The following is a 24596-nucleotide window of genomic DNA, read 5'->3' as shown; positions in this document are numbered from 1 at the left end:
CGTGCGGTCATTTCGCAAGATAAGGGAGCAACGATGTCTGACGCCAAGCATTCAAATCCGATCGAAATCGAGATCACGGAGCCGTCCAGCCTGAACGAGCAGGCTGCGGTGGCGCTGGTGATTGTCGGCGCGCTGGTTGCGGTTGCCGACCGCCAAGTTTCGCCGGTCGAACGCGACGAGGTCGTCCGTTTCATCCGGGATCGCAAGCTGGCACCGCACATATCCGAGAACCGGCTCTACGCCATGTTCGACGAGCTTGCCGAACGGCTCGAGGAACCGGATTTCGCCAATGTGGTGATCGAGAATTTGCGTCCGGTTTCGGACCTGCCGCTGTCGGCTCATTTGATGGAGCTGTCGGAGCGCGTCGCGGCCGCGGACGAGGACGTGCATCCCCACGAAGTGCAGGCGATCAAGCTGTTGCGCCTGCTGACGCTGGTGCTGCCCCGCGCAAAGCAGGTGGCGCCGGGCGCCGTGCGCGCCGAACAGCGCATCGCCGCCGAGGAGTAAGCATGAGCGCAGTTTCGGACGAGGATAAGACAGGGACTGCGGGCGCTACCGGCCAGATGGCTGGCGGCGACCCGCGCCTCGACAAGCTTGTCCATCGCCTGCCGCCGCGCATGGGCGAAACCGTCGCCTATCTGCTCAAGCCGTCCAGCCGCTGGGTGAGAATCCCTTCGGGCGCGCTGCTGATTGTCGGCGGCGTGCTCTCGTTCCTGCCGGTGCTCGGCGTCTGGATGCTGCCGCTCGGCCTCGCTTTGCTCGCGGAAGACGTGCCCGCGCTGCGATCCTCGCGCAGCAAGGTTTTGGATTGGGTCGAGCGGAAGAAGCCGCAATGGCTCGATCCTGCCGCACCGAAAAATGACCAATCATGACTGAATTCATCACCACCGAAGCGTTGACCGCGCTGCTTCAGGTCGTCTTGATCGACCTCGTGCTCGCCGGCGACAACGCCGTCGTCATCGGCCTTGCCGCAGCCGGCCTGCCGGCCGAGCAGCGCCGGCGCGCCATCGTCGTCGGCATCATCGCCGCGACCGCCCTGCGCATCGTCTTTGCCGGCGTCGCGACCCAGCTTCTGCAAGTGATCGGGCTGTTGCTCGCCGGCGGCGTGCTGCTGCTCTGGGTGTGCTGGAAGATGTGGCGGGAGCTACGCGAGCAGTCCGCGCATGCGAACGAGCTCGCGTTCAGCCATGGTGGCAGCGGCGCTGCTCCTGCCTCCCGAAAGACCTTCAGGCAGGCGGCCGTGCAGATCGTCGCCGCCGACGTCTCGATGTCGCTCGACAACGTGCTCGCGGTCGCGGGCGCCGCGCGCGAGCATCCCTACATCCTCGCCTTCGGCCTGTTATTGTCGGTCGCGCTGATGGGTGTCGCCGCCGATTTGCTCGGCCGCGTGCTCCAGAAGCAGCGCTGGATCGGCTATGTCGGCCTCGCCATCATCGTTTACGTCGCCTTCGAGATGATCTATCGCGGCTCGCTCGAGCTCGCGCCTGTGATCGCGAGTCTCTGAGGCAACGCGTCTGTCTATCATCCGGAGTGATCAATGACGTCCGAACCCAAAGCACCTTCGGCGGTTTCCGTGCCGGCGCCGCAAATCGGCCCGTTTGCCCAACTCATCTTTGGCTCGCGCTGGCTGCAGGTCCCGCTTTATGTCGGCCTGATCGTCGCGCAGGCCGTCTATGTGCTGCTGTTCCTGAAGGAGCTCTGGCACCTGGTCGTGCACTCGTTCGACGCCAGCGAGCAGCAGATCATGCTGGTCGTGCTCGGGCTGATCGATGTCGTGATGATCTCGAACCTGCTGGTGATGGTGATCGTCGGCGGTTACGAGACCTTCGTCTCGCGCCTGAACCTCAGCGGTCATCCGGACGAGCCGGAATGGCTCAGCCACGTCAATGCCAGCGTGCTCAAGATCAAGCTTGCGATGGCAATCATCGGCATCTCCTCGATCTCGCTGCTCAGGACTTTCATCGAGGCGGGCAATCTCGGCACGACGCGGAGCAATTTCACCGAAAGCGGCGTGATGTGGCAGGTGCTCATCCACCTGACCTTCATCATTTCCGCAATCGGCATCGCCTGGGTCGACCGCCTCAGCGATAGCGGCCAGCGCAAGGGAGCTGGTCACGGCTGAGTGTGACAGACGGCCGCTCAAAGACCGAAGGCTGCGCTCAGGAACGTCGGCTCCGCGCCAGCGTCTCGGAGGGTGCCTCGCCGAACGCCAATCTGTAGCCGCGCGAGAACTCACCAAGATGCCAGAAGCCGTTGCCGAGCGCTGCGGCCTTGACGCTCATGCCGCCGCCTCCGACCATGAGCTGGATGCGGGCGGACCACAGCCGCTTGAGGCGCAGATAGTGGTGCAGGCTCACGCCGTGCACCGCATGTGCGGCGGTCTGCAGCGTACGCACCGATACGCCGAGCGCAGAGGCGAGGTCGTCACTGTAGAGTGCCTTGCTGCCGGACCACATGACCATTTCGTCGAGGCGCGCGATCAGCTTGCGGTGCTTGGCGAACGATCCGCGTCGCGCGGTCAGCCCGCCGGCCGGCGCCATGGCATCGTCGAGACAGGCGAGCAGCGTCTCCTGGATGGGTCGGTTGAGCGCCTCGAATTGCCGGGGATCGTTGCACGCCGAGGCGAGTGAGAACATCTCCAGGATAGCGGCACGTAGGCGCGCCATCGGATGGTCCTGCGCGCGAACATATGCGAGGCCGGTGTCGAAATCCGTCCAGCCGCGATGGCGCATGTCCGAGTTGAAGCGCAGCATCAGGTAAGTGTTGGGATGATGCTCGATCGCGTCGACGGGGGTTTTGCCGCGCATGATCGCAATCGTTGAATTGTCGACCTCGCGGCCGTTGGAGGTGGAGTGAAACGTGAGGGGGACGACGAGGCCGACACCATTGTCCGTGCCGATCTCGGCCTCAAATCGCCGTGCAAAGGAGCGCTGGAGCACGAACAACCCATCCTGGAGCGGCAGGATGGCGCGAGACAGCGAGAATTCGCGCGGGCGGAGCGGCGTGCTGATGCCGAGGCCGAGCACCTCGTTGGCGCGAAACTCGGCGAAATCCGAGAAGCGCTCGATGCCGAGGATTCGCGAAGGCTTCAGCCGAGCTAGCGGCATTTCGGGATCCTGGCGCGAGGGATGAGCCGCAAAATACAAACGGTATCAGATGGTCGACCGTCGGCCCTATCCCGGGAAACTACTGCGACGCTTCATCACGCAACCTGCGGATAGGCCGCGTTTTCCCGCCGCTCGCGCTCGCCCAGCTCGCGCACCAGCTCCTGGAGGAAGGATTCCGTGTGGGCGGGCAGGGTGCGCTCGGCGCGAACGTAGATGCCGAGATCTGACCACACCGGACTGCCGGCATTGTCGAGTGGCAGGAAGACGAGCCGGCTGTCGCGCGACAGCCTGTCGATGCCGAGCTGGGTCTGGAAGGCGACGCCGACGCCGCGCGCGGCGAGCTCGCGCATCAGGTCGATCGAGTTGGCCTGGATGGCAGGCTCCGGCGTCTCGGACAGCTGCGCGATCAGCGGCTGGAGCAGATGATAGATCGACAGCTCCGGCAGCGCGTGGATGACGGGAAAGGCGAGACATTGGGTTAGGGTGACCGTCTTGCGGCGCGCCAGTGGATGCTCGCGCGCGACGACGGCGCCGAGGCGAAACCGTTTCAAGGCGACCTGGCGCAGGTCCGGCGGATGGCGCAGCGCCATGGCGATGCCGATGTCGGCCTCGCCGCGGCTCAGGGCCTCCAGCACATCCGACGATCCCTTCACCTCGGTGGTGAAGCTGACGCGCCGGGCGCGGCCGCGATGTGAGGCGATCAGGTCCGGCAGCACCGATTCCGTGAGCGACTCGATGCAGGCAATGCTGACGGTGCCGTGCCAGGTCCCCGACAGGGACGCGACGTCCGAGCGGAAGCGGTCGAGGTCCTGGAGCACGTTCATGACGTGCCGGGCCAACATCTCGCCGACCGTCGTCAGCGTCAGGCCGCGCGCATTGCGCTCGAACAACGGTGACCCAACCTCCTGTTCGAGCTTGAGAATCTGGCGGCTTACGGCCGACGAGGCAACGTTCAGCAGGCGCGCCGCGGCCCGAATCGAACCGGTGCGGCGGACGGCGTGGAAGTACTGGATGGCCGGTGAGTGAAAGCGCATGGGATCCCCGGCCCACTATAGCTGTTGCCGAAACGGCATCAATATGTACGAAATTCTGTGCTTTTCGAGCACGCTCCTCCCACCTAGGTTCGCGCCCGGCTTGGCCGGTCCCGCCGGACCGTCATGCCATGCGCAACGAGGCGCCAGGGGATCCGGGGTGGACGAGAACATTGTTTGCGAGGTCGCGCCGGATACGCGTCTGGTCGATCGCCGTCGCGCGGCGGCCTATGTCGGCGTCACCGCCGGACGCTTCGAGCAGCTGGTGCGCGACAGCGTCATGCCACCGCCGGTCATGGTGGACAACAAGCGGCGCTGGCCGCTCGCGTTGCTCGACGTCGCGAAGGACGCGGTTGTCAGCAGCAGCATGCCGTGCCTGCCGCAGGTGACGGTCGAGATTGCGCAGGACGCGCGTCCCTGCGAACGGGCCCCGGCACCGGCCTTGCACGAACTGCCGGACCAAAACTGGTTCGAGCAGCGCGCGCGGTTCGTTCAGCGCGTGCGCCGGTCGCTGCTGTCGGGCAACGAGATCCGTCTCTTGCGCGAGTTCAAGCTGCTCAGGCAGAACCAGATCAGCATGTTCGGCTATTACGGCAGCTTCGAAGCCCTGATGGTGCGCGGCTACATCGTCGAGCTCGCGCGCAAACCACCGTCGAGCCGTCCGCTGGTGACGTACCGGCTGACCGCGCAGGGCGAGCGGGTCCTGTCGGCGCTGAAGGACGAGCCGGCGATCTGACCGGCGCGGATAAGGCGACGGCATCCTTCGGCATTATCGCACGGCGTGCATCTCCAGAAACGCCTTCACACCGGTGACGGTGCCCGTGTCCGACGGCACATAGCCGGGTAGCGTAGCGACAGCCGCGCGAAAATTGGCGCTGCGGATGATCTCCAGGATGCGCTGCATCGGCCCGGTGTCCAGGAACGCGCGCTTGCAGACGAAGAAATAATCCTCGGTCAGGAGCCGGATGAAATCGAGGCCGAAATGCCGGGCGGCGGCCTCGACGCCGAAACTCGCATCGGCCATGCCGCTCGCGACATAGGCTGCGACCGCGGCGTGGGTGAACTCGATCTGCTGCGCGCCGTTGATACGGCTCTCGTCAATTCCGCTTGCCGCGAGCAGTTGGTCGAACAGGAGCCGCGTGCCGGAATCGTGGTCGCGATTGACGAAGCGGACTTTTGGTCCGGTGAGATCGTCGAGCGAAGCGATGCGCAGCGGATTGCCGCGCGCGACCATCAATCCCATTTCGCGTGTGACGAAGCTGACGATGCGATCCTCGCGTGGATCGAGCCATTCGCGCGCAGCCTTGATGCCCTGGGCGCGCAGCGCGCCGTGCGGCAGATGCAGGCCCGAGAGATCGCAGGCGCCCTGCGCCAGCGAGACCAGCGAATGCTGGTTGCTGACATAGCGCAGATCGACGCCGATGCCCGGCTCGCGGTCGAGGAATTCGCGCAGTTTTGCCACCGCAAAGCCGTGGCTGGCATGCACGCGGATCACCGACGGGCGCTGCTCGAGGAACGGCTTGATCTCGCTCGCCAATTCCTGCGCGAGGTTTTCAAGCTGAGGTCCGAGCCGGGCCTGCATGCGCTCGCCCGCCCACACCAGCCGCTCGCCGAACGGTGTGAGCTTTGAGCCCTTGCCGCGCTGGGTCTCGACCAGCGGCGTGCCGAAGAACTCCGACCATTGCTCGATCAGATTCCAGACATGGCGATAGGAGAGGTGGGCGTCCTTGGCCGCGCTGGTGATCTTCCCGGTCCTCCGGATTTCGTTGAGGACGCCGAGCATGATGATGGCTGTGCGCGGATTGCCCTCGCGGCGAAACCGCCATACGGCCTCGATCTCGATCTGAAGCATTGGTCCTCTTTATGAACTGGACTTCATATCAGGAGCGTCCATTTGCAAACCATATCATATTTACTCCGCTCTACAGACATCTAGTCTGGCATACCAGAACTGGAGGAAATATGATGTCTGTTGCATATGACTTTGCACATTCGCCGGCCACCGAGTTCATGTCCCGCCCACAGCATCTGCTGATCGACGGCCGCCGCGTCCCCGCAAGCTCCGGTCGCACCTTCAAGTCGCTCAATCCGGCCACCGGGCAGGTCATCGCCGTCGTCGCCGAAGGCAACGAGGCCGATGTCGAGCATGCGGTCGCCGCCGCGCGCCGGGCTTTCGAAGGCTCCTGGCGCACGATGCGGGCGTCCGAACGCGGCCAGATACTGCTGCGCTGGGCTGACCTGCTCAAGGCCCACGCCGAGGAGATCATCGAACTCGAATCGATCGACGCCGGCAAGCCGATCTCCGCGACATCGCGGCAGGATTTTCCGGCCGCCGTCGACACGCTGATCTACTACGCCGGTTGGGCCGACAAGATCAGCGGCGACGTCGTGCCCGTGCGCGATGATGCCCTGACCTACACCGTGCGCGAGCCGGTCGGCGTGGTCGCGGCGATCGTGCCCTGGAATTTCCCGCTGATGATCGGGATGTGGAAGCTTGCGCCGGCGCTGGCCTGCGGCTGCACCATCGTGATGAAGCCGGCCGAGCTGACCTCGTTGTCGGCGCTACGCATCGCCGAGCTCGCGCTTGAAGCCGGCCTGCCGGCGGGCGTCTTCAACGTCGTCACTGGCCCCGGCCGCGTCGTCGGCGACGCGCTGGTCAATCACCCCGACGTCGACAAGGTCACCTTCACCGGCTCTCCCGGTGTCGGGCGGGGAATCATGAAGGGCGCCGCAAGCAACTTCAAGCGCGTCTCGCTCGAGCTGGGCGGCAAGTCGGCCAACGTCATTTTCGACGATGCGGATCTCGAATCCGCATCGAAAGCTGCGGCTTCCGGCATCTTCTTCAATGCAGGCCAGGTCTGCTCGGCAGGCTCCCGCGTGCTGGTGCAGGAGAAGGCCCATGACGAGGTCGTCGAGCGACTGGCAGCGCGCGCAAAGTCGCTCAGGATCGGCGACCCGCTCGACCGCAAGACGACGCTCGGCCCCGTCATATCCGAGAAGCAGATGAAATCGGTCCTCGATTATGTTGATATCGGCCGGAATGAGGGCGCGACCCTCGTCACCGGTGGCGAGAAGGTAGGCGATCGCGGCTACTTCATCAGCCCCGCGGTGTTCGCGAATGTCGCGCATGAGATGCGGATCTCGCAGGAAGAGATCTTTGGCCCCGTCGTCAGCGTCATCAAGTTCAAGGACGAGGCCGACGCTTTGCGGATTGCCAACGGCACGGCTTACAGCCTCGCCGCCGGCGTCTGGAGCCGCGACATCGGCAAGCTGCAGCGCTTCGCCAAGCGGGCGCGCGCGGGCACGGTCTGGATGAACACCTATGGCTACACCGACGTGCGCCTGCCCTGGGGCGGCGAGCGCGACTCCGGCCTCGGCCGCGAGCACGGCACCGCCGCGCTCGACAATTTCACCGAGCCCAAGGCTGTCTGGATGAATCTGGCCGTTTGAAACCTCCCGAGCGGCCAAGCCTTGAGCCCGCCTGATCACCCGGTCCGGCGGGCTCTTTTTTCGAGATCGGTAAAATTGTCTGCATTCCGCTCAGCGGCGGCAAACCCTGCGGACAAGAACTATACGGCCATAAACCCCGGCTTTGGAACCGGCGTGCATCCTGCCTGCAACAGGGTGGGGCATCAGCAATGTCAGTTCTCAGGGAGGTCGTCGTCGCGGTCGCGGGAGTCTACGCACTTCTGTTCGCGTGCGACGCAATGTTCGGGATCGGCGAGGCGCGCTTCGACGATGCTTATTACAGCGCCAGCTTCTACGCGCCGCGGCCAAAGGAGTTTCGTTTCGCCGGCGATACGCCGCCGGCCGTCCGCGTCAGCGACGCCTTTGCGCAATTCGCGCCCGGCGAAGCCAAGCCGAACAAGCGCTATTCGTCGCTGACGACAATCATTCGCTAGGACGCATACTCGTCGTTCCGACTGCAACCGCGGCGGTTCGCGCCCAGGCCGGCGGCTTGCCGCTTGCGTCGGACCCCGCGCTACATCACCGACACGACGGGCCGTGAATGGAAATCGGTCAACTGCCTCTTCAATCCTCCCAACCGGCTTTACGAAGGCCGTCCAACATGAGGGCGTGATCTTCTGGCCGAAACCACGGTGGCCGTTGACGGACCTGAAACTCGAAGGATGCTGATGAAATTGCGATTGCTTTCTGCAGCGCATCGTCGGCTTCAGCGGTTCGACCGAGTTGGCCGAGAGCTGCGGCAAGCCAGCGGTAGGGGGAGGGAAAATCGGGAAATGTTCGGATCGCGCGCTCCGCCGCCTCGACTGTGGCCGTGTAGTCCCGGCAAAAATAGTGAGCCAACGCGACCTGGTTCAAGCGATTCACCAGCGATGGGTCACGAGGGTCCAGCCGAATGCACGTCTCGAGGGCGACGAGGCCCTCTTTGGGACAGCCAGAATACGCGAGAATGACGCCCAGCGCTCCGTGAGCCGGTGCGAGATTCGGGCAGAGTGCCAGCGCACGCTCGGCCTGCGCACGTGCTCCGCCGTGATCGCCCCGAGCGTTGAGCGCCAGCCCCAGGCGTGAGTGGGCGTCTGCGTTGCCGCGATCCAGAGCGACCGCGCGTCGCGCCAATTCTTCTTCTTCGACTTGTGTTCCTTTCGACCGACTGAGCACGGTGGAGAGCCCGATATATCCGGGCGCGAACATCGGATCGAGATCGATGGCCCGCTGAAAGAATTCTCCGGCAAGCGCATCATCCTCGGTACTCGCTTTGCCGAGATGCCACATTCCACGCTGGTAGGCGCCCCAGGCATCAAGACTTGCGGGTGGCTTGCGCATTGCCCGCTGTTGCTCGGCGCCGGCAATGACCGGCGCGATTGCGATCGTCGTGGACTGCGCGATGTCATCCTGTACGGAGAAGATGTCCGCTATATCGCGGTCGTAGCGTTCCGCCCAGACATGATTGCCTGTCTCTGCTTCGACAAGCTGCGCGGTGACTCGGACGCGGTTGCCGGATTTTCGCAGCCCGCCCTCAAGCACATAGCGAACGCCCAGTTCGCGGCCGACTTGTTTCACGTCTACCGCGCGTCCCTTGAAGGAAAACGACGAATTGCGGGCGATGACGAAGAGTGAAGAATATCGCGACAATGCCGTGATGACGTCCTCCGCGATTCCGTCGGCGAAGAACTCCTGGTCCAGATCGGGACTCATGTTCTGGAACGGCAGAACCGCGATGGATGGCTTGTCCGGGAGCGCCAGCGGTCGCGCAATTTCAGGCGCTTGTGCTGGCTTTGATGCTGCAGAGGAATTCGCATCGACAAGGAGGCGCCATGCATGCATCGGTTCGGCGATATTCTTGAGTGCTTGCAGGCCCATATCATCGTAGGCGACGTCTATCTTGCCCCGAATCTGCCGACGAGCATCGTCGGAGATACAGATGCCGCCGGGGTCGGCTATTCCTTCAAGGCGCGCGGCAATGTTGACGCCATCGCCGAAGATGTCGTTGTCATCGATGATGATATCGCCGATGTGGATGCCGATCCGGAAATCGATCCTCATTGCCGGGGAGACGTCGGCGTTCTGCGCCGCCATTCCGCGCTGGACTTCGACCGCACTGCGCGCGGCGTCGACCGCACTCGCAAACTCGACCAGCATGCCGTCGCCGGTGGTCTTGACGATGCGGCCGCGATGCGCAGCGATCGTGGGGTCGACAACGATCCTTCGAGCCGCCTTCAGCCGGGCCAGCGTGCCTTCCTCGTCGGCGCCCATGAGACGGCTGTAACCGGCGACATCGGCAGCCAATACCGCTACAAGTCGTCGTTCCACGCGCTCGCCGGTCAAAATTGCCTCTAACAAAATGGCCTCTAAAATAAGATATTTGGCCCTGCGCATCAAAGCACGCAGAGCTGCTTTCGGCTAGCACCGACGTTCGTCCGGGGTCACAAGACGGAATGCCGGATCATCGTGCTCAGGTCTGCTTCACTCAGGGAAGGAGCATGTGTCGGTCCACGCCTTTCATGCTGTATTCTCATTCCCCCTGGATCCATTCCGCGACGCCACGCCACAGCGTGTCGCGATGGTCGGGGCGGAAGAAGCCGAAATGGCCGATCGCCTTGGCGCCCACGTCGGACGGCTTCACGTTGACCACCTCCGGCTTGATCGCGGTGAATCCGCTCGCAAGCAACTCGACCGCGGGCTGCGTTGCCCAGGGATCGTCGGAGAAGCAGAGTGTGCGCAGCTCGCCCTTGAACTTGGCGAAATTCTCCAGCGCCGGCAGCTTTGAATCGAAGAGATAACGGGGGCTCGAAACCCACTCGGCCCATTGCAGGAAGACGCCCTTGGGTAAATCCTCACCGATGCCGGCCCAGCCCGGCGCGTAACCGAGCGCGTGGACGAGCGGCACACCGACAAGATTCATGAAAGCGAAGACGCGGTATTTTTCCGGCGATGTCATCAGCCGCCAGGTCGCCGCCTGCGAGGCCACGAACGCGGCGCGCGAGATGTCCGCGTTGTTGGCGATCAGCCCGAGCGCCTGGCCGCCAAAGGAGTGACCGACATAGGCTAAGGGCACGGTGTTGTAGCGCTCCCGCATCCAGTGCACTGCGGCGGTGACGTCGAGCGCGGCCCAGTCCGACATCGAGGCCTTGAAGCCGACCAGCGATTTCGGCTGGTTGTAGCCGACCATCGCCGGCAGCCGGGAGTCGCCGATGCCGCGATAGTCGTAGGTCAGGACCGCGCAGCCGCGATGGGCGAGATAGGAGGCAAAGCCGCGATAGATTTTTCGCGGGACGGCAGTCGCCGAATTCACCAGCACGGCATGGCGTTTGGTGCCGCGCGGCAGAAATAGCGTGCCGGCCAGCGCATACCCGTCGGTCGCCGGGAAGCTGATCTCGTCGATGAAAACGTCGTCCAGTGCCACGCCCATGGGCAGAAGGTATCCTGCCGGTTTCCTCGCCGTTTCCCAGCAAATGCGAATTTGGCTTTCCCCGCAAGGCTTTGCAGTGCCAATTGGATTTACAACTGGCGGCCGGTGGCCAGCCTGTGTATAAGGCGACCCTCGCAACCTACAGATCAGGTTGTGCTTTTTGCTTCACGGAGAGATTGCGATGTCCGAGCGGTGGACGCCCGAATCCTGGCGCAGCAAGCCGGTGCTACAGGTGCCCGATTATCCCGACGCCAAGGCCCTGGCCGACGTCGAGGCGCAGCTTGCGACCTTTCCGCCGCTGGTATTCGCGGGCGAGGCGCGCAATCTGAAGAAGGCCTTAGCGCGGGTCGCGGCCGGTGAGGCCTTCCTGCTGCAGGGCGGCGACTGCGCCGAGAGCTTTGCCGAGCACGGTGCCAACAACATCCGCGACTTCTTTCGTGTGCTGCTCCAGATGGCGGTGGTGCTGACCTATGCCGGCGCCGTCCCGGTGGTGAAGGTCGGGCGCGTCGCCGGCCAGTTCGCAAAACCGCGCTCCTCGCCGATGGAGAAGATCGACGATGTCGAGCTGCCGAGCTATCGCGGCGACATCGTCAACGACATCGCCTTCACCAAGCAAGCGCGCATCCCTGATCCGCAGCGCCAGCTGATGGCCTATCGCCAGTCGGCCGCGACGCTGAACCTGTTGCGCGCGTTCGCGACCGGCGGCTACGCCAATCTCGGCAGCGTGCATCAGTGGATGCTCGGCTTCCTCAAGGACTCGCCGCAGTCCCGCCGCTACAAGGAATTGGCCGACCGCATCTCCGATGCGCTCAACTTCATGCGCGCCTGCGGCCTCGATCTCGAGGCCCACCCCGAGCTGCGCGCCACCGATTTCTACACCAGCCACGAGGCCCTGCTGCTCGGCTACGAGCAGGCCATGACCCGCGTCGATTCCACTACCGGCGACTGGTACGCGACCTCGGGTCACATGATCTGGATCGGCGACCGCACCCGCCAACTCGACCACGGCCATATCGAATATTTCCGCGGCATCAAGAATCCGATCGGGCTCAAATGCGGCCCGTCGCTCAAGCCCGACGAACTGCTGAAGCTGATCGACGTGCTCAATCCCGACAACGAACCGGGCCGGCTGACCCTGATCGGCCGCTTCGGCTCCGACAAGATCGGCGAGCACCTCCCGAACATGATCCGCGCCGTGAAGCGCGAGGGCAAAGTGGTGGTCTGGTCGTGCGATCCCATGCACGGCAACACCATCACATCGACGTCAGGTTACAAGACGCGGCCCTTCGACCGCATCCTGTCCGAGGTGAAGTCGTTCTTCGCGATCCACGCGGCGGAAGGCACCCATGCCGGCGGCGTGCATCTGGAGATGACCGGCCAGGACGTCACCGAGTGCCTCGGCGGCGCCCGTGCGATCACTGACGAGGATCTCAACGACCGCTACCACACGGTCTGCGATCCCCGGCTTAACGCCGAGCAATCCATCGACATGGCTTTCCTGGTCGCAGAACTGCTCAAGCAGGAACGCGCTGGCAAGGTCAGGCCGATCCCGGTCGCAGCGGGGCTCTAAGACCTTGCTGCGGATCTGGAAGGCCACGATCAATTCCCGTAACGGTCTGGCCTTTGCGTTCCGCTCGGAGCAGGCGGTCCGCGAGGAAATCGTTGCGCTCCTCTTGTCGCTGCCGCTCGCGTGGTTCGTCGGCGCGACTGCGATGCGCGCGGTCGAGCTGATCTGCGCGGTCGCGTTCGTGCTGGTGGTCGAGCTGCTCAATACTGCGATCGAGAAGCTTGCCGACCGGCTGACCATGGATCACGACAAGCAGATCGGACGGGTCAAGGACATGGGTTCGGCCGCGGTCGGTCTTGCGCTCCTGATGGCCGGCGCATTCTGGATCATCGCCATCATCGAGCGATTGGGATTCCTCTAAAGCGCTAATCGCGCTTTAGGTTGTTGTTTTGAGCATGATCTTTTCGGAAAACCGCTTCACACTTTTCCGGATCATGCTCTGATCGGAGCGCGGTGGCCATGACCGAACGTCTCAATGCATTCGCGGTCACGCTCGCCCAGCTCAATCCCACCATGGGCGACATCGACGGAAATGCCGCCAAAGCGCGCGCGGCGCGCGTGCAGGCAGCCGCCGACGGCGCCGATCTCCTGCTGTTTCCGGAATTGTTCATCGCCGGTTACCCGCCGGAAGATCTGGTGCAGAAGCCTTCGTTTCAGGCCGCCTGCCGCGCTGCGATCGAAGCGCTGGCGCGCGAGACCGCCGATGGCGGGCCGGCGATGCTGATCGGCACGCCGTGGGTCGAGGAGGGCAGGCTCTACAATGCCTGTGCGCTGCTCGACGGCGGCCGTATCGCTGGCTTGCGCTTCAAATGCAATCTGCCGAACTACGGCGTGTTCGACGAGAAGCGGCTGTTTTCGCGCGGTCCCGCGGCCGGCCCCGTCACCGTGCGCGGCGTGCGCATCGGTGTGCCGATCTGCGAGGACATCTGGCTGGAGGAGTCCGAGAACTACGAGAACGTGGTCGAGACGCTGGCCGAGACCGGCGCGGAGATCATCCTTGTGCCGAACGGCTCGCCTTATGCCCGCGACAAGGCCGACGTGCGCTTGTCGGTCGCGGTCGCGCGCGTCACCGAGAGCGGTCTGCCGCTGGTCTATCTCAACCAGGTTTGCGGCCAGGACGAGCTGGTGTTCGACGGTGCTTCCTTCGCGCTCAACGGCGACCTTTCGCTCGCGGCGCAATTGCCGGCGTTCGCGGAGAGCATCACCACACTGCACTTCACGAGAAGCGGCGACGATTGGCGCTGCACCGGTCCGATCGCCGCGCAGCCCGAGGGCGACCACGCCGACTACGCGGCTTGCGTGCTGGGCTTACGCGACTACGTCGCCAAGAATGGCTTTCCCGGTGTGCTACTCGGCATTTCCGGCGGTATCGACTCTGCCCTCTGCGCGGCGATCGCGGTCGATGCACTCGGTGCCGATCAGGTGCACGGCGTGATGCTGCCTTATCGCTACACCGCGGCACACTCGATCGCGGACGCCGGCGAGCTCGCCGGCCATCTCGGCATCCGCTACGAGGTGCTGCCGATCGCGGAGGCGGTGACCGGGTTCGAGACCATCCTGTCCGGCGTCTTCAAGAATCTGCCGCCCGATGTTACCGAGGAGAATCTCCAGGCCCGGACCCGTGGCACGCTGCTGATGGCGATCTCCAACAAGACCGGCCTGATGGTGGTGACCACCGGCAACAAGTCGGAGATGTCGGTCGGCTACGCCACGCTCTACGGCGACATGAATGGCGGCTTCAATCCGATCAAGGACATCTACAAGACGAAGGTGTTTCGGTTGGCAAGCTTGCGCAATTCGTGGAAGCCCGAGGGGGCGCTGGGGCCGGACGGCGAGGTGATCCCGCCCGACATCATCACGCGGCCGCCGACGGCGGAGTTGCGCGAGAACCAGACCGACCAGGATTCGTTGCCAGCCTACGACGTGCTCGATGCCATCCTGGAGCGTCTGATCGAGCGCGAAGAGCCGCTCGACACAATCATCGCCGCCGGCTTTGACCGCGAGACGGTCACCCGCATCGATCATCTCCTCAACGTCGCCGAATACAAGCGCCGCCAAGCCGCGCCCGGCGTCAAGGTCACAGCCAGGAATTTTGGCCGCGACCGCCGTTATCCCATCACCAACCGCTTTCGCGACAAAGGCGAGCAGCTCGCCGCCCCGGACGAGACGCTGGTGTCGCGTGGGAGCAAAGCCTCGATCGACGCGTTCGAGGGGTGAGGCTGGCCGAAGGTCGTGGGATGGACGGTGTCGTCACGTACGACGCTGTCATCATCCGCGAAGGCGGATGATCCAGTACGCCGCGGCGGATGTTGTCGAAACCCAACTGCCGCCGCGGAGTAATGCCCGCCTTCGCGGGCATGACAGTTGAATTTGTGGCCGCCTACTTCTGCTGTTGCGGCAGGAAGCTCGGGCCGACCGAACGGATCGGCTTGTTCTCGGACGAGGTCGCAGGGGTGCCGGTTTCCGCCGGCGGCGTTGCTGCCGGCGCGCCAGCCGTCGTCGGCGCTGGCGCCGCGCCCTTCTTGGCATTCGCAGGCGTGCCCTTGTTGAGCTGCCGCTGCTGCATCTTCTTGGCGCTCTCCTCGGTGACGATGATGTCACCCTGCTGCTCGGCCGATGCTTTGTCGTCTGCCGATTTGAGCGCGTCCGCCCAGGTCTGGCCCGCGGCCTTGCAGGAGCAGGACGGGTTGAACTCGCTGCGGAATTTGAACGCGGTCGGCAGCGCCGTATAGGGCTGGCCGCTGGTGGAGACCGCGGAGTTCATGTCCTCGCCGGGATTGCGATGGGTGTAGAGCACGGCTTCGGCGGCAGGGCACAGCGCCTTGCAGGTCTTCTCGTCGTCGGGGAAGCGCGCCGGCACGGTCGCAAACGAGACCGGGAAATACGCGCCGTCGCAGGTGCGCACGCACACGGTGCGATAGGTGCCTGATTGCGGGCCGAGATCGGACGGCGGCACACTTTGCGGATTGTTGGGGTTGTTGCCGCCGAACAGATTGCTCAGGAAGTTGCCGCCGCCTTGCGACTGCGCGGCGTTGGCATATTGCGGGCCGCAATTGTTCTGCGCCAGCGCTGCCAGCACCGAGCGGCGCTGGTTGTCGCGCTCGGGGCTGAAGCCGCCGGCGCCGCCGCGCAGGCGTTCGAGATTGCCGGTGATCTGGTCCAGATTGGCGCGCATCTGCTGGATCTGGGTGTTGACCGGACCGCATTGCGCGGACTGGCCGCTGAACAGCGAGAAGAAGCCGGAGGAATCGCAACCCATGCGCTTGGCCTGCATGGTGACGCGGTCGAGCTCGGCCTGCTGCTTGCTCTGCGATTCCTGATAGCGGCGGATCTGGTCTTCGCGCGCGGGATCACCGCCGTTGCCACGATCGAGACCGGCGAGCTGGCCTTCCAGGCGCGCGCACATCGGGTTGGGTCCGAGCCCGTTCTGGCCGGGCTGAGGCGGCGGTCCCGGCGGGCCGGCCTGTGCGGAGGCACCATTGGCGAGCACGACCGTGCTCAAGAGCACGGCGCAGGCAAGGATCGAGCGAGCACGGGAGAGAGACAAAAATTCAGGCATATCCGCCATTCTAGCGAGGTCACGGCCACGCGTGATGTGGGGGGCCGAAGCGCGCCCTCCCATAGCCGCTTCCTGCGGCATCGTCACGTCGTTTCAGAGGCCAGCGATTGGGCCTAAGGTACGCCAGTTCCGAGCGAATTCAGCGCTGGCAGGTGATTGCGACATATTCATCGCAATGGCCATGGGAGCAGTTTGCGCCGGATTTGGGGACAGAGCCGGTAATTTCGTCGGGATCGACCCGGCGATAGGCCGAAGCCTGGGCAAAATCGCGTGACTGGCAGTAGGTGCGGGCGACCTGCGCGCCGCATTTGTCGCTTTTAGCCAGGCACTGATCGACGCCGTAGCCATCCGCTTGGTTGGGGATGATGAAGACGCGGGTCTCGGCGAGAGCGCTGGAAACGACAAGGATGGAGGCGCAGGAAATGAGCGCGAGCAATGATCGCATGAAAACACCGGAGGGCAAAAAATAGGAACTGCCAGTTCCAGAATGGGCTCAAATGGTTAAGGATATGAACCATCTATGCGCGGCGGCTGCGCATTGCGGAGATAAAGCGGCATTTTCGCGGCTCTCTTGACGCGGGGCCGCCTCATAGCCCATATGTTCCGTCATGAACGGTCTCCTCGTCATTTGCGCCATTTGCCGCGAGATTACGAGCTAGCGATTCGCTGGCTGGAGCCGTCTTTTCTCAAAACCATTGAGAGCACTGGACGCCCGGCCAACAGCCGACGGGTATCCTTATGGAATTGCGCCTTTACGATACGCTGAGCCGGGAAAAGCGCACCTTCGTGCCGCTCGATGCCAAGGACGTCCGCATGTATGTCTGCGGACCGACGGTCTATGACTTCGCCCATATCGGCAACGCCCGGCCGGTGATCGTGTTCGACGTGCTGTTCCGGCTGCTGCGCCATCTCTACGGTGAGGCGCACGTCAAATATGTCCGCAACATCACCGACGTCGACGACAAGATCAACGACCGCGCCGCGCGGGATTTCCCTGGCCTGCCGCTGAACGAGGCGATCCGGAAAGTCACGGAGCAGACCGGCAAACAGTTTCACGCCGACGTCGACGCGCTCGGCGCGCTGCGGCCGAGCGTCGAGCCGCGCGCGACCGAGCATATCGGCGAGATGCGCGAGATCATCGAGCGGCTGGTTGCCGGCGGCTTTGCCTATGTTGCCGAGGATCACGTGCTGTTCTCGCCGCAGGCGATGAACGCGGCGAATGCCGGGCTGCCGCGCTATGGCGCGCTGTCCAACCGTTCGCTGGACGAGATGGTCGCCGGCGCCCGCGTCGATGTCGCGCCTTACAAGAAGGGCAACACCGACTTCGTGCTGTGGAAGCCGTCCAAGCCCGGCGAGCCGTCATGGCCATCACCGGCCGGCGTCGCCGCGCAGGGGCGGCCGGGCTGGCACGTCGAGTGCTCGGCCATGGCCTGGAAGCATCTCGGCGAGCACTTCGACATCCATGGCGGCGGCATCGATCTCGTGTTTCCGCATCACGAGAACGAGGTCGCGCAGACCTGCTGCGCCTTCCACCGCGAGCGCATGGCTAACTACTGGATGCACAACGGCTTCCTGCAGGTCGAGAGTGAGAAGATGTCGAAGTCGCTCGGCAACTTCGTCACGATTCACGAGCTGCTCGCGGACTGGCCGGGTGAGGTGCTACGCCTCAACATGCTGAAGACGCACTACCGCTCGCCGATCGACTGGACGACGAAGTCGCTGGAGGAGAGCGCCAGGACGCTCGACGACTGGTATCGGGTTGCGGCTGACGTCGTACCCGGCAAGCCCGCCCCGTCGGTGATCGAGCCGCTGCTCGACGACCTCAACACGCCGCTGGCCATCGCGGCGCTGCATGGCCTGCGCGGCAGCGACGTTGGTGCCCTCGCGGGTTCGTTGCGGCTGCTCGGCTTTCTCTCCGAGAGCGCCGCACAGTGGGAAGGGCGCAAGCAGCAGGCGAGCGGCGTCGATGCCAAGGAAGTCGAGCGGCTGATCTCGGAGCGGACGGCGGCGCGTGCGCGCAAAGACTTTGCGGAATCCGATCGTATCCGCGATCTGCTTGCCGCGATGGGCGTTGCGATCAAGGACTCCAAGGAAGGGACGACGTGGGAGGTCGCACGATGAAGCGGCCCGACACGCCTTTTCCGCGGCACTGGTTCTATTACATCGCGCTGAAAATCCTGCTGCTCGGCGCCGCCGTGGCGCTGGCGCTGAAACTCTATGGGATGTGGTGAAGACGATGGCACAAGCACTCCCAAAGCCCGGCTTGCGGCCCTTTCTGCCAGAGGACGTGCCGGTTCTCGCCGCGATCTTCACCGCCAGCATCGAAGAGCTGACCGGCGACGACTATAGCGAAGCGCAGCAGCAGGCCTGGATGGCGTCGGTGGAGGACGAAGAGTTCGGCAAGGGGCTCGCCTCCGACCTGACGCTGATCGCAACGCTGGAGGGATCACCCGTGGGCTACGCCTCGCTGCGCGGCAAGGATCACATCCGCATGCTCTATGTGCATCCGGCCGTGGCCGGGCAGGGGCTGGCGACGATGCTCGTCGATGCGCTGGAAAAGCTTGCGGGCGGCCGCGGCGCCGACAAGCTGACGGTCGACGCCAGCGATAACGCGCAGGGCTTTTTCGCCAAGCGCGGCTATGTCGCCATGCAGCGCAACAGCATCACCGTCAACGACGAGTGGCTGGCCAACACCACTATGCAAAAGACGCTCGGCAGCGGCCCCGCGTCGGGAGCGCTGCAATGAGCAAGGAGCGTCTCTATCTGTTCGACACCACGCTGCGCGACGGCGCGCAGACCAATGGGGTCGATTTCACGCTGACCGACAAGCAGATCATCGCCCAGATGCTCGATGAACTCGGCATCGACTATGTCGAGGGCGGCTATCCCGGCGCCAATCCGACCGACACCGAGTTTTTCGGCACCCAGCCGAAGTTTTCGCATGCGCGCTTCACTGCGTTCGGCATGACACGCCGGGCGGGACGCTCGGTCTCCAACGACCCGGGCGTGGCCGGGCTGCTTGAGGCCAAAGCCGATGTGATCTGCTTTGTGGCGAAGTCGTCGGCCTATCAGGTGCGCGTTGCGCTGGAGACGACGAAGGAGGAGAACCTCGCCTCGATCCGCGACAGCGTTGCGGCGGCGAAGGCCGCCGGCCGCGAGGTGATGCTCGACTGCGAGCATTTCTTCGACGGTTACAAGGAGGATTCCGGTTTCGCGCTCGCCTGCGCGAAAGCTGCCTATGACGCCGGCGCGCGCTGGGTGGTGCTGTGCGACACCAACGGCGGCACCATGCCCAACGAGATCGAAGCGATCGTTGCCGAGGTGACGAAGCACATCCCCGGCGATCATCTCGGCATTCACGCCCATAACGACACCGAGCAGGCGGTGGCGAATTCGCTCGCCGCGGTGCGCGCCGGCGCGCGGCAGATCCAGGGCACGCTGAACGGCCTCGGCGAGCGCTGCGGCAACGCCAATCTCTGCTCGCTGATCCCCACCTTGAAGCTGAAGGCCGAGTTTGCCGACGCCTTCGAGATCGGCGTGACAGCGGAGAAGCTCGCGACCCTGGTCAAAGTGTCGCGCACGCTTGACGACATGCTCAACCGCGTGCCGAACCGGCATGCAGCCTATGTCGGCGAGAGCGCGTTCGTCACCAAGACCGGCATCCATGCCTCCGCCGTGCTGAAGGATCCGCAGACCTACGAACACGTCCTGCCGGAACTGGTCGGCAATCACCGCAAGGTGCTGGTGTCCGACCAGGCCGGACGCTCCAATGTCATCGCCGAGCTCGACCGCGCCGGCATCGCCTACGAGAAGAGCGATCCGAAACTGTCGCGGCTGGTCGAGGAGTTGAAGGAGCGGGAGGCGCAAGGCTACGCCTATGAATCCGCCAACGCCTCGTTCGAGCTGTTGGCGCGGCGCACGCTCGGCAAGGTGCCGCATTATTTCGAGGTCGAGCAGTTCGACGTCAATGTCGAGCAGCGTTACAATTCGCATGGCGAGCGCGTCACCGTGGCGCTGGCGGTGGTCAAGGTCAACGTCGCCGGCGAGCATCTGATCTCGGCGGCCGAAGGCAACGGTCCCGTCAACGCGCTCGACGTCGCGCTGCGCAAGGATCTCGGCAAGTACCAGAAATATATCGAAGGCCTGACGCTGATCGACTATCGCGTGCGTATCCTCAACGGCGGCACCGGCGCGGTCACGCGCGTCCTGATCGAGAGCGAGGACGAGAACGGCGACAGCTGGACCACCGTCGGCGTGTCCCCCAACATTATCGACGCCTCGTTCCAGGCGCTGATGGATTCGGTGATCTACAAGCTGGTGAAGTCGGGCGCGCCGGCGTAGGGGATAGTGACCGTGAGCCATGGCGGCGCCACAAACGCCGTCATTGCGAGGAGCGAAGCGACGAAGCAATCCAGACTGCGTCCGCGGGGCCAGTCTGGATTGCTTCGCTTCGCTCGCAATGACGAGGAGAGAGGGGAGCGCGACCCATGATCGACCACATCTCCGTCGGCGTCAGCGATCTCGAACGTTCGGCGACATTTTACGAAGCAACGCTCGGGGCCCTTGGGCTCACGCGCATCGTCACGCGGCCGCGGACGATCGGCTTTGGCAAGACCTATCCCGAATTCTGGATCAATCTGCGCGAGGGCATGCCGCACGTGCCGCCGGAGAGCGGCGTGCATATCTGCCTGCGGGCCAAGACGACCGCCGAGGTCGATGCATTTCACGCCGCGGCGCTGTCCGTCGGCGTGTCCGACGGCTCGCCGGGTATCCGCCCGCACGATCGCGTGCGTTATTACGCAGCCTTCGTCCTCGACCCCGATGGTAACCGGATCGAGGCGGTGACGTTTCCTGCGGACTAGAGCTTGCGCGCCATTTCCGGGGCGATCTGCTTTTCCGCATCTTCGATCTGCGCTGCCGCCGATTTCAGCTTCGGCAAAATCTCTTCGATCCGATCGGCCTTGAGGATGTCGACCGAAAGCCCGGCGCGGATGAATTCCGTCTGGCGCATGTGCGACAGCAGCGAGAACAGCGGCTCCCAGAAATTATCGATGTTGGCCAGCAGCACCGGCTTGGCGTGACGTCCGAGCTGCTTCCAGGTCAATTGCTCGACCAGTTCCTCCAGCGTGCCGACGCCGCCCGGCAGCGCCACGAAGGCGTCGGAGCGTTCGAACATCAGCCGCTTGCGCTCGTGCATATCGGGGGTGACGATCATCTCCTGCACGCGCGTCAGCGCGTTTTCGCGCATCCGCAGGAAATCGGGGATGATGCCGGTGACAGTGCCGCCGTGATCGAGCACGGAGGTCGCGACCGAGCCCATCAGGCCGAGCGAGCCGCCGCCGTAGACGAGGCGGATGTTGTTCTCGGCGAGCGCCTTGCCGAACGCCTTGGCGCCTTCGGTGAAACGGGGATTGGTTCCTGGGCCGGAGCCGCAATAGACACAGACGGTTTTGATCGTGCTCATTGGTGCCATGATGCATTGCAGCGGAGAGGCGTCAAGCCCAATCGGTGATTCGGGACTTCCGGAAATCTACCGGTAAACGACGGCGAACAATCGAAGATTCGCCATCTGGCGGGGTGCATGGGCATCGGTAAGGCTCTATATGACAATCGAAAATCCTTAATAGCAACGCAGCCCGCATCCGACGGGCTTTTTCAGGCTTCTTGATGGACCAAGCTCAATTGCCCGCCGGCCCCAACGTTCCTGATCCCGCCGGGGGGCCGCTGGAGCGGGCCACGCTGATGGGCACGCTGGCGCATCTGTGGCCCTATATCTGGCCGGGCGACCGCTTCGACCTGAAGATGCGCGTGGTCTGGTCGATGGTGCTGCTGCTCGCCGCCAAGCTGATCACGCTGACGGTTCCTTTCAGCTTCAAATGGGCGACCGACGCGCTGACCGGCGCCAACACCGCGCCGGTTCAGGCCGACAATTGGCACCTCTGGGTGATCGCCTCGCCGCTGCTGCTGACCGCCAGCTATGGCGTGATGCGCATCGTGATGGCGGTGCTCACGCAATGGCGCGACGGTATTTTCGCGCGCGTTGCCATGCATGCGGTGCGCAAGCTCGCCACCATCACCTTCATCCACATGCACGAGCTGTCGCTGCGCTTCCACCTGGAGCGCAAGACCGGCGGCTTGACGCGCGTGCTCGAGCGCGGCCGCGAGGGCATCGAGGTCATCGTGCGCATGGTGATCCTGCAGCTGATCCCGACCATCGTCGAAGTCTCGCTGCTGATGGCCGTGCTGCTGTGGCAGTTCGATTGGCGCTACGTGCTCGCGACCCTCGTCACTGTCGCGGTCTACATGTACTACACCTACATCGCGACCGAGTGGCGGATCGGCATCCGCCGCAAGATGAACGATGCCGACACCGAGGCGAACACCAAGGCGATCGACTCGCTGCTCAACTACGAGACCGTCAAATATTTCAGCGCCGAGACCCGTGAGGCGCAGCGCTACGACCGATCGGTCGCGCGTTACGAGGAGTCGAGCGTCCAGGCTTACACTTCGCTTGCCGTGCTCAACACCGGACAAGCCGTGATCTTCACGCTGGGGCTGACCGCGACCATGCTGATGTGCGCGATCGGCGTGCGCAACGGCACCAACACGGTCGGCGATTTCGTGCTGGTCAACGCCATGATGATCCAGCTCTACCAGCCCTTGAATTTCATGGGCATGGTCTATCGCGAGATCAAGCAGGCGATCATCGACATCGAGAAGATGTTCAACGTGCTTGGACGCGAGGCCGAGATCAAGGACGCGCCGGGCGCGAAGCCGCTGGTGGTCTCCGCGGGCAATGTGCGTTTCGAGGACGTGCGCTTTGCCTATGAGCCGTCCCGTCCGATCCTCAAGGGCATCAGCTTCGAGGTGCCGGCCGGCAAGACGGTCGCGATCGTCGGCCCGTCAGGTGCGGGCAAGTCGACCATCTCGCGGCTTTTGTTTCGCCTCTATGACATTTCCGGCGGCAAGATCCTGATCGACGGCCAGGACATTCGCGAAGTCACGCAGGCGAGCTTGCGCGCGTCCATCGGCATGGTGCCGCAGGACACTGTGCTGTTCAACGACACCATCCGCTACAACATCCGCTACGGCCGTTGGGACGCCAGCGATGCCGAGGTCGAGCAGGCAGCGCAGCTGGCGCAGATCGATCGTTTCATCCGCATGGCGCCGAAAGGCTACGAGACCCAGGTCGGCGAGCGCGGCCTGAAACTGTCAGGTGGTGAAAAACAGCGGGTCGCGATCGCGCGCACCGTGTTGAAGGCGCCGCCGATCCTGGTGCTGGACGAGGCGACCTCCGCACTGGACACCCACACCGAGCACGAGATCCAGGGCGCACTCGAGCGCGTGGCCAAGAACCGCACCTCGCTGGTGATCGCCCATCGGCTGTCGACCATCGTCGGCGCCGACGAGATCATCGTGCTGGACCAGGGCCGCATCGCCGAGCGCGGCACCCACGCGAAACTGCTCGCGGAGGAGGGGCTTTACGCCAGCATGTGGAACAGGCAGCGCGAGGCCGAGGCGGCGCGCGAGAAACTGGCCAGGATGGCCGACCCTGACGAGGCGCCCAACCGGGAGCCACCGCCGGTCGCCGATGTCCTGACGACGCCTGCGGCGGCGGAGTGACCTTGTCTCAGGTCCCAACTCTGGCCTAAACAACACCACCGCGCGGGACGACCTGCGCCATCAACCCTGAGCGGCAGATAGCGATGTCCATTCTCGATTCGATCCAGCGTCAGATCCCGCCGATCCACAAGGAGGGTTATCCCTTCATCGGCGGCTTTGCGCTGGCAAGCCTCGTCCTGTTCTGGCTGTGGTCGCCTTTGGGGTGGATCGGCACCATCCTGACCGTGTGGTGCGCGCTGTTCTTCCGCGACCCCGTGCGTGTGACTCCTGTGCGCGAGGGGCTCGTGGTGTCGCCGGCCGACGGCCGCGTCTCGATGATCACCATGGCGCTGCCGCCGGCCGAGCTCGGGCTCGGCGACCGGCCACTGCCGCGCATCTCGGTGTTCATGAGCGTGTTCAACTGCCATGTGAACCGCAGCCCGATCACGGGCCGGGTGGACCGTATCGCCTACCGTCCCGGCCTGTTCATCAATGCCGAGCTGGACAAGGCGAGCGAGGACAATGAGCGCAACTCGCTGGCGATCACGACGCCGACGGCGCGGATCGGCGTGGTCCAGATCGCAGGGCTCGTCGCCAAGCGCATCGTCTGCTTCGTCAAAGAGGGGCAGGCAATCGGCGCCGGTGAGCGCTTCGGTCTGATCCGCTTCGGCTCGCGGCTCGACGTCTATCTGCCGCTGGGCACCAGGGCGCTGGTCTCGGAAGGCCAGACCGCGATCGCCGGCGAGACGATTCTGGCCGATCTCGCCGGAGACGACCCGAGCCGCGCCTACCGCTCCAATTAACCAATAAGTCGGCCCGAAGGGTCTTCCGCCGCAATGGCGGAGGGGAACGCGGC

The 24596-nt window shown here is 64.3% G+C and carries 24 protein-coding genes; 16 read left to right on the top strand and 8 right to left on the bottom strand.

Annotated elements, in window-relative coordinates; all coding sequences use genetic code 11:
- Nucleotides 1-33 precede the first annotated feature (33 nt).
- The 4 genes from AC0L3K_RS06610 to AC0L3K_RS06595 are packed head-to-tail and all read left to right on the top strand — an operon-like array spanning nucleotide 34 to nucleotide 2122.
- The gene (locus AC0L3K_RS06610; protein ID WP_007592547.1) at nucleotides 34-507 is read left to right on the top strand and encodes a tellurite resistance TerB family protein; all 474 of its coding nucleotides are present in this window, start codon (nucleotides 34-36) and stop codon (nucleotides 505-507) included.
- Nucleotides 508-509: 2 nt separating this feature from the next.
- The gene (locus AC0L3K_RS06605; RefSeq protein WP_007592546.1) at nucleotides 510-872 is read left to right on the top strand and encodes a hypothetical protein; all 363 of its coding nucleotides are present in this window, start codon (nucleotides 510-512) and stop codon (nucleotides 870-872) included.
- Nucleotides 869-1504, top strand: a complete 636-nt coding sequence (locus AC0L3K_RS06600) for a TerC family protein (protein WP_007592545.1) — start codon at nucleotides 869-871, stop codon at nucleotides 1502-1504. The genes AC0L3K_RS06605 and AC0L3K_RS06600 overlap by 4 nt, the downstream gene beginning before the upstream one ends.
- 33 nt (nucleotides 1505-1537) lie before the next feature.
- A complete protein-coding gene (locus AC0L3K_RS06595; protein ID WP_007592544.1) occupies nucleotides 1538-2122 on the top strand; it encodes a TIGR00645 family protein in 585 nt (194 codons plus the stop codon).
- A gap of 37 nt (nucleotides 2123-2159) precedes the next feature.
- Here AC0L3K_RS06595 and AC0L3K_RS06590 read toward each other — a convergent pair whose 3' ends face one another.
- Nucleotides 2160-3107 (bottom strand): helix-turn-helix domain-containing protein, encoded by a 948-nt coding sequence (locus tag AC0L3K_RS06590; protein WP_007592542.1) that lies wholly within the window; start codon nucleotides 3105-3107, stop codon nucleotides 2160-2162.
- Nucleotides 3108-3202: 95 nt separating this feature from the next.
- Nucleotides 3203-4141, bottom strand: a complete 939-nt coding sequence (locus tag AC0L3K_RS06585; protein ID WP_007592541.1) for a LysR family transcriptional regulator — start codon at nucleotides 4139-4141, stop codon at nucleotides 3203-3205.
- 157 nt (nucleotides 4142-4298) lie between these two features.
- Here AC0L3K_RS06585 and AC0L3K_RS06580 point away from each other — a divergent pair, with 157 nt between their 5' ends.
- The gene (locus AC0L3K_RS06580; protein WP_007592540.1) at nucleotides 4299-4874 is read left to right on the top strand and encodes a hypothetical protein; all 576 of its coding nucleotides are present in this window, start codon (nucleotides 4299-4301) and stop codon (nucleotides 4872-4874) included.
- Between the two features lie 33 nt (nucleotides 4875-4907).
- Here AC0L3K_RS06580 and AC0L3K_RS06575 read toward each other — a convergent pair whose 3' ends face one another.
- Entirely contained in the window at nucleotides 4908-5990 is a 1083-nt protein-coding gene (locus AC0L3K_RS06575) for a substrate-binding domain-containing protein (RefSeq protein ID WP_007592538.1), read from the bottom strand.
- 113 nt (nucleotides 5991-6103) lie between these two features.
- Here AC0L3K_RS06575 and AC0L3K_RS06570 point away from each other — a divergent pair, with 113 nt between their 5' ends.
- The gene (locus AC0L3K_RS06570) at nucleotides 6104-7588 is read left to right on the top strand and encodes an aldehyde dehydrogenase family protein (protein WP_007592537.1); all 1485 of its coding nucleotides are present in this window, start codon (nucleotides 6104-6106) and stop codon (nucleotides 7586-7588) included.
- A 188-nt stretch (nucleotides 7589-7776) separates the two neighbouring features.
- The gene (locus tag AC0L3K_RS06565) at nucleotides 7777-8040 is read left to right on the top strand and encodes a hypothetical protein (protein ID WP_007592535.1); all 264 of its coding nucleotides are present in this window, start codon (nucleotides 7777-7779) and stop codon (nucleotides 8038-8040) included.
- A gap of 130 nt (nucleotides 8041-8170) precedes the next feature.
- Here the strand turns inward: AC0L3K_RS06565 and AC0L3K_RS06560 are convergent, their stop codons facing one another.
- Together AC0L3K_RS06560 and AC0L3K_RS06555 are read right to left on the bottom strand one after the other, a co-directional pair.
- On the bottom strand, nucleotides 8171-9979 hold the full coding sequence (locus AC0L3K_RS06560; RefSeq protein WP_007592533.1) for an adenylate/guanylate cyclase domain-containing protein: 1809 nt from the start codon (nucleotides 9977-9979) through the stop codon (nucleotides 8171-8173).
- Nucleotides 9980-10115: 136 nt separating this feature from the next.
- Complete coding sequence (locus AC0L3K_RS06555; RefSeq protein ID WP_473365624.1) at nucleotides 10116-11012, bottom strand: alpha/beta hydrolase family protein; 897 nt, start codon at nucleotides 11010-11012, stop codon at nucleotides 10116-10118.
- Nucleotides 11013-11193: 181 nt separating this feature from the next.
- Here AC0L3K_RS06555 and AC0L3K_RS06550 point away from each other — a divergent pair, with 181 nt between their 5' ends.
- The 3 genes from AC0L3K_RS06550 to AC0L3K_RS06540 all read left to right on the top strand — a co-directional run bounded on the left by AC0L3K_RS06550 (nucleotide 11194) and on the right by AC0L3K_RS06540 (nucleotide 14796).
- Complete coding sequence (locus AC0L3K_RS06550; protein ID WP_473365623.1) at nucleotides 11194-12582, top strand: class II 3-deoxy-7-phosphoheptulonate synthase; 1389 nt, start codon at nucleotides 11194-11196, stop codon at nucleotides 12580-12582.
- Between the two features lie 4 nt (nucleotides 12583-12586).
- Entirely contained in the window at nucleotides 12587-12940 is a 354-nt protein-coding gene (locus tag AC0L3K_RS06545) for a diacylglycerol kinase (RefSeq protein ID WP_354127850.1), read from the top strand.
- 98 nt (nucleotides 12941-13038) lie between these two features.
- A complete protein-coding gene (locus AC0L3K_RS06540) occupies nucleotides 13039-14796 on the top strand; it encodes an NAD+ synthase (protein WP_473365622.1) in 1758 nt (585 codons plus the stop codon).
- Between the two features lie 163 nt (nucleotides 14797-14959).
- Here AC0L3K_RS06540 and AC0L3K_RS06535 read toward each other — a convergent pair whose 3' ends face one another.
- A complete protein-coding gene (locus AC0L3K_RS06535) occupies nucleotides 14960-16147 on the bottom strand; it encodes a DUF2865 domain-containing protein (protein WP_219682554.1) in 1188 nt (395 codons plus the stop codon).
- Between the two features lie 130 nt (nucleotides 16148-16277).
- Nucleotides 16278-16583 (bottom strand): hypothetical protein, encoded by a 306-nt coding sequence (locus AC0L3K_RS06530; protein WP_007592521.1) that lies wholly within the window; start codon nucleotides 16581-16583, stop codon nucleotides 16278-16280.
- 293 nt (nucleotides 16584-16876) lie between these two features.
- Here AC0L3K_RS06530 and cysS point away from each other — a divergent pair, with 293 nt between their 5' ends.
- From cysS to AC0L3K_RS06510, 4 genes are all read left to right on the top strand, one after another.
- Nucleotides 16877-18259: a cysteine--tRNA ligase gene (gene cysS, locus AC0L3K_RS06525; RefSeq protein ID WP_473254241.1), complete on the top strand. Its 1383-nt coding sequence runs from the start codon at nucleotides 16877-16879 to the stop codon at nucleotides 18257-18259.
- Between the two features lie 115 nt (nucleotides 18260-18374).
- Nucleotides 18375-18884 (top strand): GNAT family N-acetyltransferase, encoded by a 510-nt coding sequence (locus AC0L3K_RS06520; protein WP_473365621.1) that lies wholly within the window; start codon nucleotides 18375-18377, stop codon nucleotides 18882-18884.
- Complete coding sequence (cimA, locus tag AC0L3K_RS06515; RefSeq protein WP_473365620.1) at nucleotides 18881-20479, top strand: citramalate synthase; 1599 nt, start codon at nucleotides 18881-18883, stop codon at nucleotides 20477-20479. Before AC0L3K_RS06520 ends, cimA begins: the two co-directional genes overlap by 4 nt.
- A 146-nt stretch (nucleotides 20480-20625) precedes the next feature.
- Nucleotides 20626-21000 carry a VOC family protein gene (locus AC0L3K_RS06510; RefSeq protein WP_473365619.1) on the top strand — a complete coding sequence of 125 codons (375 nt, stop codon included), beginning with the start codon at nucleotides 20626-20628 and terminating at the stop codon, nucleotides 20998-21000.
- On the opposite strand, the gene AC0L3K_RS06505 is transcribed toward AC0L3K_RS06510, so the two are convergent.
- A complete protein-coding gene (locus AC0L3K_RS06505) occupies nucleotides 20997-21602 on the bottom strand; it encodes an LOG family protein (RefSeq protein ID WP_007592508.1) in 606 nt (201 codons plus the stop codon). The two genes, AC0L3K_RS06510 and AC0L3K_RS06505, sit on opposite strands and share 4 nt — an antisense overlap.
- 203 nt (nucleotides 21603-21805) lie before the next feature.
- On the opposite strand from AC0L3K_RS06505, the gene AC0L3K_RS06500 reads away from it, so the two are divergent.
- Nucleotides 21806-23761 carry an ABCB family ABC transporter ATP-binding protein/permease gene (locus AC0L3K_RS06500; RefSeq protein WP_473254242.1) on the top strand — a complete coding sequence of 652 codons (1956 nt, stop codon included), beginning with the start codon at nucleotides 21806-21808 and terminating at the stop codon, nucleotides 23759-23761.
- Between the two features lie 77 nt (nucleotides 23762-23838).
- Nucleotides 23839-24543, top strand: coding sequence for a phosphatidylserine decarboxylase (locus AC0L3K_RS06495; protein WP_256375820.1), 705 nt, complete (start codon nucleotides 23839-23841; stop codon nucleotides 24541-24543).
- Nucleotides 24544-24596: the final 53 nt, after the last annotated feature.

Source organism: Bradyrhizobium sp. MI1.10 (genome assembly GCF_055811035.1).
The sequence above is the reverse complement of the archived record's forward strand: the minus strand, read 5'-3'. Positions and strand labels throughout refer to the sequence as shown.